The following is a 12116-nucleotide window of genomic DNA, read 5'->3' as shown; positions in this document are numbered from 1 at the left end:
CAGTCTGGAGCTGAGCCAGGACAGCCTGGTAGAGTCGAGGAGCGTCCCCGGCGGCATTTTCAGTTGTCACAAACAGAAAGTGTCCCCTACCGGGGACGCTTTCTCATACTTTCTGTCAGGCGGTCAGCCCTGCTGGGACGCCGCTAGGAGGAGGCTCAGAAGGGCCTGTCACCCTGAGCACAGCGAAAGGTTCCCGCGACGGGAGATGTTTCGCTGACGCTCAGCATGACGACACGTTCGCGCCCTGCTGTGGGGACATTCCGCGAGAGGTCGGCCCACGTCCAATCCAGGGGGGGAAGACCGAACGACCCCCACTCCCCTCTCAACGCCTGAGGTGAATTACGGATTGAACATTGAAGGCGTGTTCGTCGTCCAGCAGGAGGACGAGCGTCGTTCGTTCCCCCTCCCCAGCCCCCTCCTTCTCAGCTCTGCAAATCTCTCGCAGGGGGAGAGGAAGCAAAAAGCTTGTCTGCAACGCCGGCTTTCTCCTGCACATCAGGCGTTGTCAGGACTCCGGCGGCACCGTCCAGACCTCGCCGGGCCGCACCCCCAATCCCAACGTCTGACCCGGCGTGAGCGCCTCCTCCAGGGGCCACAGGGCCGTCGAATGCAGGCCGTCCCCGGTTCGCACCGTCACCCGCTGCCCGGTCCCCGCGAAGACGACGCGCGTCACCTGTCCGGTGAACTGGCCCCCAGGCACGAGCTGTTCGGCGCGCAGAACGACCGTGACGGGGCCGTGGCGCTCGGTCGCGGCGGGCAACGTCCCCAGTACGGTCTGCACCTCACGCCCCCGCTGCACGCCGGGCAGGAGGTTCTCGGCACCCAGCAGGGCCGCGACCGCCGCCGAGGCGGGACGGGCGTACACCTCGGCGGGCGTGCCCACCTGCGCCAGCCGCCCGCCGTGCAGCACGCCGAGGCGCTGGCCGAACGCGAAGGCCTCCTCCCCGTCGTGGGTGACGAGGATGCTGGGCACGTCCTGCCCGTCCAGCAGCGTGACGAGCCACTCGCGCAATCGGCGGCGCAACGGGGCGTCGAGGGCGCTGAGGGGTTCGTCGAGGAGCAGCAGGCGGGGCCGGGCGGCCAGGGTGCGCGCCAGGGCCGCCCGCTGGGCCTGCCCGCCGGAGAGCTGATGGGGGCGGGCGCGGGCCTGCGCCATGAGGTCGGTGCGGACCAGCATCTCGTCCACCCGGCGGCGCACCTCCGCGTCGGGCAGCCCCGCCACGCGCGGCCCGAACGCCACGTTCTCCCGGACGGTGAGGTGCGGAAACAGCAGCGGTGCCTGAAAGACCAGCCCCACCCCCCGGCGCTCGGCGGGCACCCCCAGCACGCTCCGCCCGGCCACGCGGATGTCCCCGCCGTCCGGCGTCTCGAAGCCCGCCACACAGCGCAGCAGGGTGCTCTTGCCGCTTCCGGAGACCCCCAGCAGCGCGAGCCGCTCGCCCGCCGCCACGCTCAGGGACACACCTTCCAGCACGGGCGGCCCGCCGGGATACGTCTTGCCGAGGTCCAGCACCTCCAGACCCATCATCCCCGGCACACTCACGCGCCCGCCACCCGGAAGCGCGTCCCCAGCGCGGCGTAGGCGAGCAGGGGCGGCAGCAGCGTCACGAGGGCGGTGGCCGCCGTGAGGGCCGTGTCGCCCCCCTGCGTGGTGGCGACGAGGAGGACGGGCAGGGTAAGGACCGCGCCGCCCCCCACCATCAGCGTGAGCAGGTACTCGTTCCACGACACGAGGAAGCACACGGCGAGGCAGGCCCCCAGGCCCGGCCACACGGCGGGCAGCGTGACGCGGCACCACACCTGCGCCCGCCGCGCCCCCAGCGAGCGGGCCTGTTCCTCCAGCCGCCCGTCGTGGCGCTCGAAGGTGGCGGTCAGGAGGGCCACGGCGTAGGGCGTCACCGGAATCAGGTGCGCGAGCAGCACGCCCGCGCCCGTGTCCGTCAGGCCCAGCCGGACGAACACCACCGTGACGCCCATCACGGCGGCGAAGGCGGGCAGCAGCAGCGGCGCGAGGAGGGGCACCCGCAGGGGGGAGTCCGGGCGACGGGCGAGCGCGCGGGCGGCGGGGCACGCGAGCGCCGTACCCAGGGCCGCACTCGCCGCCGCCACCCACAGGCTGTTTCCCAGCGCCTCCGGCAACCGCGACTCCGGGGAGAGGAGGGACGCCCAGCCCCGCGCGCTCCATTCCCCCGGCAGCAGCGCCGGGTAGTACCAGCGCAGCGTCCACGACAGCACGAGCAGCAGGACGAGCGGCAGGACGGCCTGAAGCGCCAGCAGGAGGGCCAGGGGGACCATCTTCCCCCCCAGCCTCCTCACCGCCGCCCCCGCCCCGCCCGCAGGTACGCGAACAGCAGGCCGGAGCTGACGAGCGCCAGCAGCAGGCTCGCGGCCAGCCCCAGCGGACGCCGGGCGAGGTCAGGGTCGGTATAGAGGCGGTACGCGGTGACGCTCAGGGGCGCGGGGGCGGTGGGGCCGAGGAGGAGCGGCACCTCGTACACGCCGAACGCGAAGGCGAACACCAGCAGCGAGGCGGCGGTGACGGCGGGGCGCACGGCGGGCCACACCACCGCGCGCAGCCGTGCCGGGCGACCGGCCCCCAGGCTGCGGGCAGCCTCCTCCAGCCGGGGGTCGAGCCGGGCGAGCGCGGCGAGGGCCACCACCGCCACGAAGGGCGTCTCCTTCGCCGCGAGTTCGAGCAGCACCCCCAGCGCGAGGGGATCGAACACCAGCGCCGGGAAGTCCGCCGGGGAGGCCGTCAGCCCCGCCGCGTGCGTGAGGCGCGAGGCCAGCCCCCCCTGCGAGAGCAGGTGCACCGTCACGAGCGCGGCGACCACATGCGGCAGCGGCAGCGTGGCCCCCAGCAGCCAGCGCAACGGACTGCGCGCCGCCGTGTGCCGCAGTGCCAGCGCCAGCCCGGTCCCCAGCCCGGCGGCGAGCAGGGTGGCCGCGCCCGCCAGCCACAGGCTCAGCCCCAGCGACCGCCAGAAGGCCGTATCCGTCAGTAGCGTCCGGTACGCCGCCAGCGTGAGACGGGAGCTGCCGTCGTCCCCCAGCAGCCCCACGCTCTGCACGGCGGCGAGCAGCAGCCCCCCACCGAACAGCAGCCCCGTCACCGCCAACGCGGGCAAAAAGGGGAGGAGACCGCGCACTCTAAGCGGCACCCATCCGACGAGGCGGGAGGGGATGGACGAACAGAATTGGGGGAAGCGTCGGAGTTGTTGCGGACATTCGGGCAACGAAAGATAACAACATCGACACGTCAGATTTGAGCTTTTTCCCCTCCCCCTTGAGGGGGGAGGCCGGGAGGGGGTGAGCGAGCATGGCGTCCCCGGAGAAGAGGACGACCAACCGCTGGAGCTGCCCACCATACGCTCTCAATTGGACTCCAACCCCTTCACAGTACACCCTCAGAAACCCCGCTTTGAAGCCTCTCCTCTCGGTTGAAAGAAGGGCGAGCGGTGCTCGCCACCCCTCTCCCCAGCCCTCTCCCGCAAGGGGAGAGGGAGCAGAAGAATGCGTCCTGACGCGGTGGTTTCCTTTTTCCCACGCCCCCATACCACCGGGCCGGGACTCCGCTCACTTCACGAGGTTCTGAAAGCCGCGCTGGATGCGGTCGTCGTACTGGGCGGGGAGGTCGCCGTAGGCGGCGCGGTTCAGGCGGGCCGGGTCGAGCGTGTACGGGCCGACCTTCAGGGCACCCTGCACCCGCCCCGCGTAGGCCGCGCTCACCTTTGCCGGGTTGATGGCGAGGCCGTCACCCCAGGTCGAGCCGCCCAGCTTGCGCGCTTGCAGCTCCGGGTCGAGGAGCAGGTTCGCCAGCACCATCGCGCCCGCCGCGCTCCGGGCGTTGGCGGGGATGCCGACGTAGTGGTAGTCGCTCACCGTGCCCGCGTCGAAGAGGTACACCCGCGCCGTCTTCGGAAGCTGCCCGCTTTCCACCTCCGCCGCGATGCCCGCCTTGTTCTGCACGAAGGCGAAGTCCACCTCCCCGTTGGCGAGCAGGCGGTACTGCTCGGCGATGCTCGCGGGGAAGGTCCGCCCGCCGCGCCACAGGTTCGGGCGCAGGCCGGAGAGGTACGACCACAGCACCGGGGACGCCTTCTGCCAGCGGGCCTCGTCGAAGGCCCCTGTCCATGCCTGCGGGCCGCCGTTCAGCTCCACGAGCGCCATCCGCAGGAAGCGGTTGCCGTAGAAGTCGGGCGGGGCGACGAAGGTGAAGCGGCCCGGATTCCTCCCCGCCCACGCCGCCAGCGCCGGGAAGGAGCGGGGCAGGTCCTCCGCCCTCACTCGCGCGCTGTCGTACACGTACTGCCACTGGGTGCTGCCCCAGGGCGACTCGGCCCCGTTCACCGGATAGCCGAAGTCGTTGCGGACGGACGGGTTCTGCCAGTCCACGTAGCGCGCGTTCGGGAGGCGCTCGGCCCAGCCCTCCAGCAGGAGCTTCGCCTGCCGGGCGGTGCGGAAGTTCTCCCCGTTGATCCAGATCAGGTCCACGCTGCCGCCGCTGGTCCTCCCGGCCCGCTTCTCGGCGAGGACGCGGTTCACCGCGAGGGCGGTGTCGGCCACGGGCACCCGGCGCACGGTGACACCCAGGCGGCGCGCAGCGGGGGCGACCACCGTGTCCACGTAGCGGTTGATGTTGTCGCTGCCGCCCCACATGTAGAAGTTGACCGTCTGCCCGCGTGCCTCACGGGTCACGGCGGGCCAGTCGGCGGGGTTCGGGGCGGCCAGGGCGAGGCAGGGCAGGGTCAGCAGGAGCAGGGTCACGTATCTCATGGGGGTCTCCTCGGGGAAGTCGCCGCGCCTCTATGCGGGCGTGCAGTTCGGGAAAGGCGGGGTCGATGTCGAAGCGGTACCCGTCCCAGAAGCCGTCGCGCTCGGGCACATACCGCCGGGGCGGGGGCAGGTCGCCCGCGAGGGCCGCGTCCTTCATCTCGCGTTGCAGCTGGGCGCGCAGGAGGTCCGGGGGGGTGGCGACCACCTCCGGGGCCGGGACGGGCGGCAGCACCCGCAGGCCCATCCTCACGCCGTAGCGCAGCGCCGGGCCGAAGGGGTGCTCCCAGACGCAGTGCCCCCCCGTCAGCACGACGGGCAGCAGGGGCGCGCCCAGGTGTCGGGCGAGCGCGAAGGCCCCCGGCTGGAAGGCCGTCTCCAGCCCCAGCACCGACCCCTGCGGGAAGAGGGCGAGGCTCTCCCCGCCCGCCAGCACCTCGCCCCCCGCGCGCAGCAACTGCCGGTATGCCGCCGCGCCCCGCTCCGGGCGGACGCACAGATGTCCCAGCCGCGTAATCGCCGGGCCGACGAGCGGCCACCCGAAAATCTCGTCGCGGGCCGCGAACCGCAGTGGCAGCGGCAGGGTCAGCAGGGCGGGCACGTCGAGGAGGCTCTCGTGCAGGGCCACCACCACGAACGGCCCACCGCGCAGCTGCTCCAGCCCCGTGACCTCCAGCCGCACCCGCAGATGCCGCAGCAGGGCGAGGCTGGCCTCCCGCTGCCGCGCCGTGCGCTCGTCCGGCGTCAGCCCCTCGGGAAGGGCCGCGAGTGTGCGCGCCAGCCGGGACAGCAGGGGCCGCCCGGCCAGCGTCAGCCGCAGCCACCCGGCGGGCGTGACGGGGCGCAGGCGCAGCCGGGGCGGGAGGGAGGCGGGGAGGGGCGCGGTCACGGCCTTCCCATCCTGCCCGCCGCCGCCCGGCCCCGGCTGTCCGAGAAGGTACAGAAGGCCCACGTGGGGGTGGAGGGAGAGGAGCAGGGCGGTCAGCCGCCAGCGAACCTCGGACGCTCGGGACCCTCCGAGGTCGGTATGTCCTCCCTCGTCGCCATGTGAGCCTTCCCGCGTCGTCTCGTCCCCCGCCACGAGGAGTGTGTCCGCCGTGAGACGCCTCGGGGGGTTCGGCTTGGGACGCGCGCCTGAGCGACTCACCCTTCACGCCGGGCAGCCGGTGAGCTACCCTCGGCTCCTGATGTCGGTCCCCAACGCCCGTGCCGGAGGTGTGAGATGAGCAGCGAAGCGAACGTTTCCTCCGGGTCCCCGTCCCTTCCCGACCTGCTGGGGGCCGTCCGCGCCTGGCAGGAGGGGGGGGAGGCCGACCGGGACGCCCCCACCCTCCCGCTCACCCGGCTGGGAGGCGAACATGGCGTTCTCGTGCAGGAGTTGATCGGGGCGCTGCTGGAGGACGCCACCCGGCAGGGCGCGGGGGCGGACGGGGGCACCACCGACGACTGGCGGACGGAACTCCTCGCTTGCCGGGCGCGGACGTGGGCATCCCCCGCCGCCGCCGGGCTGCTCGTCGGCCCCACGGTGCTGATCCTCACCGACGGGCGGCGGGGCGTGGCCGTGCGCGCGGGCAGCCTGCGCCGACTGCCGGGCGGGACGAGCGCCTCCCTGCTGCTGCTGTGCCAGACCATCGTGATGGCCGACGGCGCGGTGGACGCCCAGGAACTCGGCAAACTGCGTCAGCAGCGCATCGAGTCCACCTCCACCTCCCTGTCGGAGATCAAGCCCGTCTCCTGACCCGCGCCCTCTCCCCCACCTGAGCCGGGCCGTGGAGGGGCGTGAAGGCCCGTGAAGGCGACGGTCACGGGCACGCGCGGGGCGGTGCCGAGAATGGGCCGCGTCCGCCGAGGGGCGGGGGGAGGTCCGGATGTTCGACGCGGTGAAGTGGGGCGAGGTGTTCCTGCCCGGCGTGCCGGTGCTGGAGATTCTGGTGCGCGGCACGGTGATGTCTCTGCTGATCTTCGTGCTCCTGCGCGTGACGCAGCAGCGGCAGGCGGGCGGCCTGAGCGTGACGGACGTGCTCGTGGTGGTCCTCATCGCCGACGCCGCCGGACCTGCGCTCAGTGGCGGGGAGGCGTCCTCGATCCTCGACGGTGCCCTCCTCGTGGCGACGATCATGTTCTGGAGCTTCGCCCTGAACTGGCTGGCGTCCCAGCTCCCCGTCATCGACCGCTTCGTGCATCCGCCGCCGCTGCCGCTCGTGCGCGACGGCAGGCTGCTGCCCCGCAACATGCGCCGTGAACTCGTCACGCGCGAGGAACTGCTCACCCAGCTCCGTGAGCCGAGCAGGGCGTGGAGGACTTCGGCGACGTGAGGGCGGCCTACATGGAGGGCGACGGCAGCATCAGCGTCATTACGCGCGCGACGCCCAACCGCACCCACGCGGGCGGGGAGGGGGACGGAAATCCTCAAGGCCGCGTTGGGGTAGGGCTTCCCCGCACCCCGCCCAACCTTTCTACGCTGCGGAGGTGACTCCACGTCCCTCCCGGCTCCTCACCCTGCGCTCCCACCGCCGCTCCTTCCTCCCTGCCCTGCTCCTCGGCGTGGGGCTGCCGCTCGCCGTCGTGGCCTTTCTCGCGCAGCACTTCGCCTTCGGCGGGGGGCTGGGCTTCGAGCGCGGCCTGAGCGAGACTTTGCGGGGCGTCCGCACGCCCACCGGGGACGGCGTGGCGCGGGCGCTGGACAGGCTGGGAGACGGCTGGCTCGTCCTGCCGCTGGCCGCCGTGATCGCCGGGGTGCTGTTCCGGGTTCGCCGCCCGCTGGGATGGTTCGTCCTGGCGACGGTCGGTGGGGCGGCCCTCCTCCACACGGCCCTGCGCGCGGTGGTGGACCGTCCCCGGCCCGTGCTGGAGGGGGCGCTCCTGAGCGAGACGGGCGCGGGCTTTCCGAGCGGGCACGTGGTCTTCTCGGCGGCCCTCGTCCTCGCCCTGGCCGCCGTGCTGTGGCCGACGCGGGCGCGGTGGGTCGTCCTCGTCCTCGGCACCCTGTGGGTCGTGGCGATGGGCTGGGCGCGCGTCTACGCCGGGGTCCACCACGCGGCGGACGTGGTGGCGGCGCTCCTCCTCTCTTTGGGATGGGGACTGGCGATGATCGCCGTGTTCAGGCCGGAGCACGTTCTCGAACGCTGAGAACTTCCGCCGAAGCGCGTAAGGTTTGACCCAAGCTCTGCCGTTGTCAGGGGCATGTAAACGCGGACTTCTCCCCGTGCTCGACAGGCCCAGGGAGCGGGGAAACAAGCCCTGACCCCACTGGACGCAATTTTAAAGAGCCTCGTTTCAAAGATGAGCGTTGGGGGTAGCTTCTCATACTTCGGGGTGGGATTCTTCACAATTTGAATCCGGGGGGGTAGGGTTTTTCTCAAGTCGATGGCGCTCCTGCCTGGTGGAGACGCTGCCGGCAGGTGGAGTGTGGGCCGCTCCCCTGCCGTTTTCTTTGCCATTTCCCGCAGGTGCCCGAATCCCCCCTCTATGACCCTTGCCCCCTTCCCCTCCCCCCTTTCCCGGCCCCCACGGGTGGCCCTCTATACGGAGGGCACCTACCCGCAGGCACACGGCGGCGTGAGCGTGTGGGTGGACCAGCTCGTGCGCGGGCTGGGGGACCACGCCTTCACGGTGGGGGCGATCACGGGCACGACCTTCGCGCGCCCGGCGCTGGAATTGCCCGCCAACGTGACGGTCCGGCAGGTGCCGCTGTGGGACGCCCCGCTGCCCGGCCCGCGCCCCGACCCCGCGCGCACGGCGGCGACGCTGAGTGCCTACGCGACGCTGCTGGACGCCCTGTGCACGCTGGACCTGCCCGGCTTCGGGGCGGCGTTGCGGCGGCTCAGCGACCTGGGGGAGCACGGGAGCCTGACGGGTGTGCTGGACGGCGCGCGGGCCACCCGGCTCACGCTGGAGGTGTGGCGGGGTCACGCACGGCGGCAATCGGGCGACCGCACGCCCGGACGCCCCCGGCTGCCCCTTCCCACCGTGGCCGACGCGCTGGACGTGCAGGTGTGGCTGGAACACAGCCTGCGCCCGCTGGCGACGCCGCCCCCCGAGGCGGACGTGGGGCACGCGGTGAGCAACGGCTTCGCGGCGCTGCTCGCCCTGCACGGGCGCTGGCAGCGGGGCACGCCCTTCGTCCTCACCGAGCATGGCGTCTACCTGCGCGAGCGGTATCTGGAATTCCGGCACGCGGGCCACAGCACGGGGTTCAAGGCGCTGCTGCTGCGCTTCTACCGCCTGCTGTGCAGCCTCGCCTATCAGGAGGCCGCGCTGATCCTCCCCGGCTCGCATTACAACCGCCGCTGGGAGGAGCGGCTGGGGGCCGACCCCGACCGCATCCAGTGCGTGTACAACGGCATCGACCCCGACGTGTTTCCGCCAGCGGAGAGCGAGCCGGAGGCCCCCGTCGTGAGCTGGGTGGGGCGGGTGGACCCCCTCAAGGACCTGGAGACCCTGATCCGGGCCTTCGCGCTCGTGCGGCGGCGCACGCCGGGGGCGCGGCTGCGGCTGTTCGGGGGCACGCCCGCCGGAAACGAGGGCTACGAGCGCCACTGCCGCCAGGTCACGGCGGAGCTGGACCTCGGCGGGCACGTCACCTTCGAGGGCCGGGTGCCCGACATCACCGAGGCGTACCGGGCGGGGCAGGTCGTGGCGCTCACCAGCGTCTCGGAGGGCTTTCCCTACACGGTGATCGAGGCGATGGCGATGGGCCGCCCCCCGGTCGCCACGCGGGTCGGCGGCGTGCCCGAGGCGGTGGGCGAGGCGGGATTGATCGTGCGCCCGCGCGACGCGATGGGGGTGGCGAGCGCCCTGAACCGGCTGCTGGCCGACGCGCCCCTCCGCGCCCGGCTGGGGCAGGCCGCCCGAGCGCGGGTGATGGAGCTGTTCACGCTCGACGGCTGCCTGGAGGCGTACCGCCGCGCCTACCCCGTCGCGCTCGCCGGGGGGCCGGGATGACGCGCCCGGTGCGGGAGCCGCTGCCGGGCCGTCTGCGCGAGGTAGACCTGCGGCTGGCCCCCGAACGCGCCCGCGCCGTGGACATGCTGGAAATCGCCGCCTACCTGGAGGCCGACGGCCTGAGCGACGAGCACCTGCGCGACCGCTACGGGGCGGGGGGCCTCTTCCGGGCCGCCGAGCTGCTGTACGCGCAACGTGGCTCGGGTCGGGACCTCGACCGCCGGACGCGGGCAGCCGCCCCCGCCTTCCCGTGGCGCACCCTGCTGCGCGGTCCCCTCTACCTGCTGCCGGGGGTGACGGGGCTGCTCATCACGGGCACCCTGGGGCCGGGGGCGACGGCGGCCTTCGGATTCGCGGCGGCCTTCGGGTGGGGCCACGTCATGCTCGTCGCGGCGCTGCGCTACGCCGAGCCGCTGGGGGTGCCGGGGCGGGCGCTGCGGGCGGCACTGCTCGGCGGAACGCTCGTGGGCGCGGCGGGTGGTGCGCTGGCGGCGGGCGTTTCCGACGCCCTCCCCTCGGCCCCCCTCGGTGCCCTCGTCGGCGGGGCGGTGGCGCTGGCGGGCGGGGCGGCGGGCGTGCTGCTCGCCTACGGGCGGACCGGGCTGTTCGCGGCGGCCTTCGCGCCCGCGCTCCTCGCCGCCGGGGTGGTCGTCGCGCTGCCCTCCGCTCCGGCGGCGCTGGCGGCCCTCGCGCTGCTCGCCGCGCTGCCGGGCTACGCGGCGTGGAGCCTCACTCGGGCAGCGGGCCTCCTCGCGGTGACGTGGCTCACCTTCGCGCCGGGGCTGCGGCTGGCGGCCTACGGCTGGGCGCTCTCCGCCGCGTGCGTGGCGCTGGGCACCCGGCTGGGCACCCCCGCGCTGCTGCCCCTCGTCCTGAGCGCCGGGCTGCTGGAGGGGGGCGTGTGGCACCTGCAAGAACGCCTGCAACACGCGGCGCGCGGGGTGGGCGACCTCGCGGCGCTGCGGCGGCGGGGGCGGCTGACGGTGGCCCTCGTGACCGCCGCCTACGCGCTCGCCCTCGCGGTGGGCGTGCGGGTGCTCGCCGCGCCCGCGCTGGGTATCCCCTCCCTTCCGCCCGAGGCGGCGACCGTCGTTCCGGCAGCCGGGGCAGCTTTGCTCCTGAGCGCGTGGCTCGCCAACCACGGGCGCGCACCTCTCCTCGCCGCGCTGTGGCTCGGGGCCGCCCTGACCCTCGCGTTCTCCCCCCTGTCCCCCACCCTCCTGCTGCCCCTCCTCGCCCTCTCGCTGCTGGTGCCGACCCTCGGTGCCCTGCAAGACCCCCGGAGCTACCGATGACCCACCCCGCCGTCCCCATCCCCTCCCGCCGCGCCCCGTCCGGGCGTCCCCTCGTCGCCGTGACGGGTGCGGACGGCTTCATCGGCTCGCACCTCACCGAGGAACTCGTCCGGTCAGGCTCCCGCGTCCGCGCGATGGCGGTCTACAACTCGCAGGGGTCCTACGGCTGGCTCGACACGCTCGGCCCCGAGGTGATGGAGCACGTGGAGGTCCAGCTCGGCGACGTGCGCGACGCGGGCAGCGTCCGGGCGCTGATGCTGGGGGCGGGGGCGGTGTACCACCTCGCCGCGTTGATCGCCATCCCCTACTCCTACGTGGCCCCGCGCTCCTACGTGGAGACGAACGTCACCGGGACGCTGAACGTGCTGGAGGCCGCCCGCGAACTCGGCACGCCCAGGGTCGTCCACACGAGCACGAGCGAGGTGTACGGCACGGCGCGCACGGTGCCCATCCACGAGTCGCACCCGCTTCAGGGCCAGTCGCCGTACTCGGCCACGAAGATCGGGGCGGACAAGCTCGCCGAGAGCTACCACCTCAGCTTCGGGCTTCCGGTCGTGACGCTACGGCCCTTCAACACCTACGGCCCCCGGCAGTCGGCCCGCGCGGTCATCCCCACCGTGATCAGCCAGATCGCGGCGGGCCGCACCCAGATTCGGCTGGGCGACCTGCGGCCCACCCGCGACTTCAACTTCGTGGCCGACACCGCCCGCGCCTTCCGCGCCGTGGGCGAGGCCGGGGACGAGGTGCTGGGCCGGGTCCTCAACGCCGGGTCGGGCCGCGAGATCAGCGTGGGCGACACCGTGCGCCTCATCGCGCGGGTCATGGGCCGCGAGGTGGAGGTCGTGCAGGAGGACGAGAGGTTGCGCCCGGAGGGCAGCGAAGTCATGCGCCTGCTCGCCGACGCCTCGGCCCTACGGGGGCTGACTGGGTGGGCACCCGAGGTCTCGCTGGAGGAGGGCCTGCGGCAGACCGCCGAGTGGTTCACGGACCCGGCACATCTGGCCCGCTACCGGGTGGACCAGTACACGGTGTGAGGAGCGGCCAGCCCAGCAGGAAACTGCCCACCGTTTTTGCTCTCGACCCCTCGACCCCTCGACCCCTCGA

General features: G+C 73.3%; 11 protein-coding genes. 6 read left to right on the top strand and 5 right to left on the bottom strand.

Features of this window, described 5'->3' with window-relative positions:
• Positions 1-505: 505 nt before the first annotated feature.
• From V3W47_RS04360 to V3W47_RS04340, 5 genes are all read right to left on the bottom strand, one after another.
• Positions 506-1543 (bottom strand): ABC transporter ATP-binding protein, encoded by a 1038-nt coding sequence (locus V3W47_RS04360; RefSeq protein WP_331823955.1) that lies wholly within the window; start codon positions 1541-1543, stop codon positions 506-508.
• The gene (locus V3W47_RS04355; protein WP_331823954.1) at positions 1540-2295 is read right to left on the bottom strand and encodes an ABC transporter permease; all 756 of its coding nucleotides are present in this window, start codon (positions 2293-2295) and stop codon (positions 1540-1542) included. Before V3W47_RS04355 ends, V3W47_RS04360 begins: the two co-directional genes overlap by 4 nt.
• Positions 2296-2312: 17 nt before the next feature.
• The gene (locus tag V3W47_RS04350) at positions 2313-3128 is read right to left on the bottom strand and encodes an ABC transporter permease subunit (RefSeq protein WP_331823953.1); all 816 of its coding nucleotides are present in this window, start codon (positions 3126-3128) and stop codon (positions 2313-2315) included.
• A gap of 448 nt (positions 3129-3576) precedes the next feature.
• Positions 3577-4776, bottom strand: a complete 1200-nt coding sequence (locus tag V3W47_RS04345; RefSeq protein ID WP_331823952.1) for an ABC transporter substrate-binding protein — start codon at positions 4774-4776, stop codon at positions 3577-3579.
• On the bottom strand, positions 4688-5662 hold the full coding sequence (locus tag V3W47_RS04340) for a lysophospholipid acyltransferase family protein (RefSeq protein WP_331823951.1): 975 nt from the start codon (positions 5660-5662) through the stop codon (positions 4688-4690). The genes V3W47_RS04345 and V3W47_RS04340 overlap by 89 nt, the downstream gene beginning before the upstream one ends.
• Positions 5663-5995: 333 nt before the next feature.
• On the opposite strand from V3W47_RS04340, the gene V3W47_RS04335 reads away from it, so the two are divergent.
• From V3W47_RS04335 to V3W47_RS04310, 6 genes are all read left to right on the top strand, one after another.
• Complete coding sequence (locus V3W47_RS04335) at positions 5996-6511, top strand: hypothetical protein (RefSeq protein WP_331823950.1); 516 nt, start codon at positions 5996-5998, stop codon at positions 6509-6511.
• 130 nt (positions 6512-6641) lie between these two features.
• Complete coding sequence (locus V3W47_RS04330) at positions 6642-7088, top strand: DUF421 domain-containing protein (protein WP_331823949.1); 447 nt, start codon at positions 6642-6644, stop codon at positions 7086-7088.
• A 154-nt stretch (positions 7089-7242) separates the two neighbouring features.
• On the top strand, positions 7243-7902 hold the full coding sequence (locus V3W47_RS04325) for a phosphatase PAP2 family protein (RefSeq protein ID WP_331823948.1): 660 nt from the start codon (positions 7243-7245) through the stop codon (positions 7900-7902).
• Positions 7903-8241: 339 nt separating this feature from the next.
• Positions 8242-9717, top strand: a complete 1476-nt coding sequence (gene pelF / locus V3W47_RS04320) for a GT4 family glycosyltransferase PelF (protein ID WP_331823947.1) — start codon at positions 8242-8244, stop codon at positions 9715-9717.
• The gene (locus V3W47_RS04315) at positions 9714-11012 is read left to right on the top strand and encodes a hypothetical protein (RefSeq protein WP_331823946.1); all 1299 of its coding nucleotides are present in this window, start codon (positions 9714-9716) and stop codon (positions 11010-11012) included. The genes pelF and V3W47_RS04315 overlap by 4 nt, the downstream gene beginning before the upstream one ends.
• Positions 11009-12046: a GDP-mannose 4,6-dehydratase gene (locus V3W47_RS04310; protein ID WP_331823945.1), complete on the top strand. Its 1038-nt coding sequence runs from the start codon at positions 11009-11011 to the stop codon at positions 12044-12046. Before V3W47_RS04315 ends, V3W47_RS04310 begins: the two co-directional genes overlap by 4 nt.
• The last annotated feature ends 70 nt before the right edge of the window (positions 12047-12116 follow it).

It is taken from the genome of Deinococcus sp. YIM 134068, from assembly GCF_036543075.1.
GTDB classification, from domain to species: domain Bacteria; phylum Deinococcota; class Deinococci; order Deinococcales; family Deinococcaceae; genus Deinococcus; species Deinococcus lichenicola.
The sequence above is the reverse complement of the archived record's forward strand: the minus strand, read 5'-3'. Positions and strand labels throughout refer to the sequence as shown.

What these genes read in the sequence shown, in the direction of transcription:
- V3W47_RS04330 (WP_331823949.1), top strand. Translation starts at nt 6,642, where the DNA reads ATGTTCGACGCGGTGAAGTGGGGCGAGGTGTTCCTGCCCGGCGTGCCG.
- V3W47_RS04345 (WP_331823952.1), bottom strand. Translation starts at nt 4,776, where the DNA reads ATGAGATACGTGACCCTGCTCCTGCTGACCCTGCCCTGCCTCGCCCTG.
- pelF (WP_331823947.1), top strand. Translation starts at nt 8,242, where the DNA reads ATGACCCTTGCCCCCTTCCCCTCCCCCCTTTCCCGGCCCCCACGGGTG.
- V3W47_RS04315 (WP_331823946.1), top strand. Translation starts at nt 9,714, where the DNA reads ATGACGCGCCCGGTGCGGGAGCCGCTGCCGGGCCGTCTGCGCGAGGTA.
- V3W47_RS04335 (WP_331823950.1), top strand. Translation starts at nt 5,996, where the DNA reads ATGAGCAGCGAAGCGAACGTTTCCTCCGGGTCCCCGTCCCTTCCCGAC.
- V3W47_RS04310 (WP_331823945.1), top strand. Translation starts at nt 11,009, where the DNA reads ATGACCCACCCCGCCGTCCCCATCCCCTCCCGCCGCGCCCCGTCCGGG.
- V3W47_RS04355 (WP_331823954.1), bottom strand. Translation starts at nt 2,295, where the DNA reads ATGGTCCCCCTGGCCCTCCTGCTGGCGCTTCAGGCCGTCCTGCCGCTC.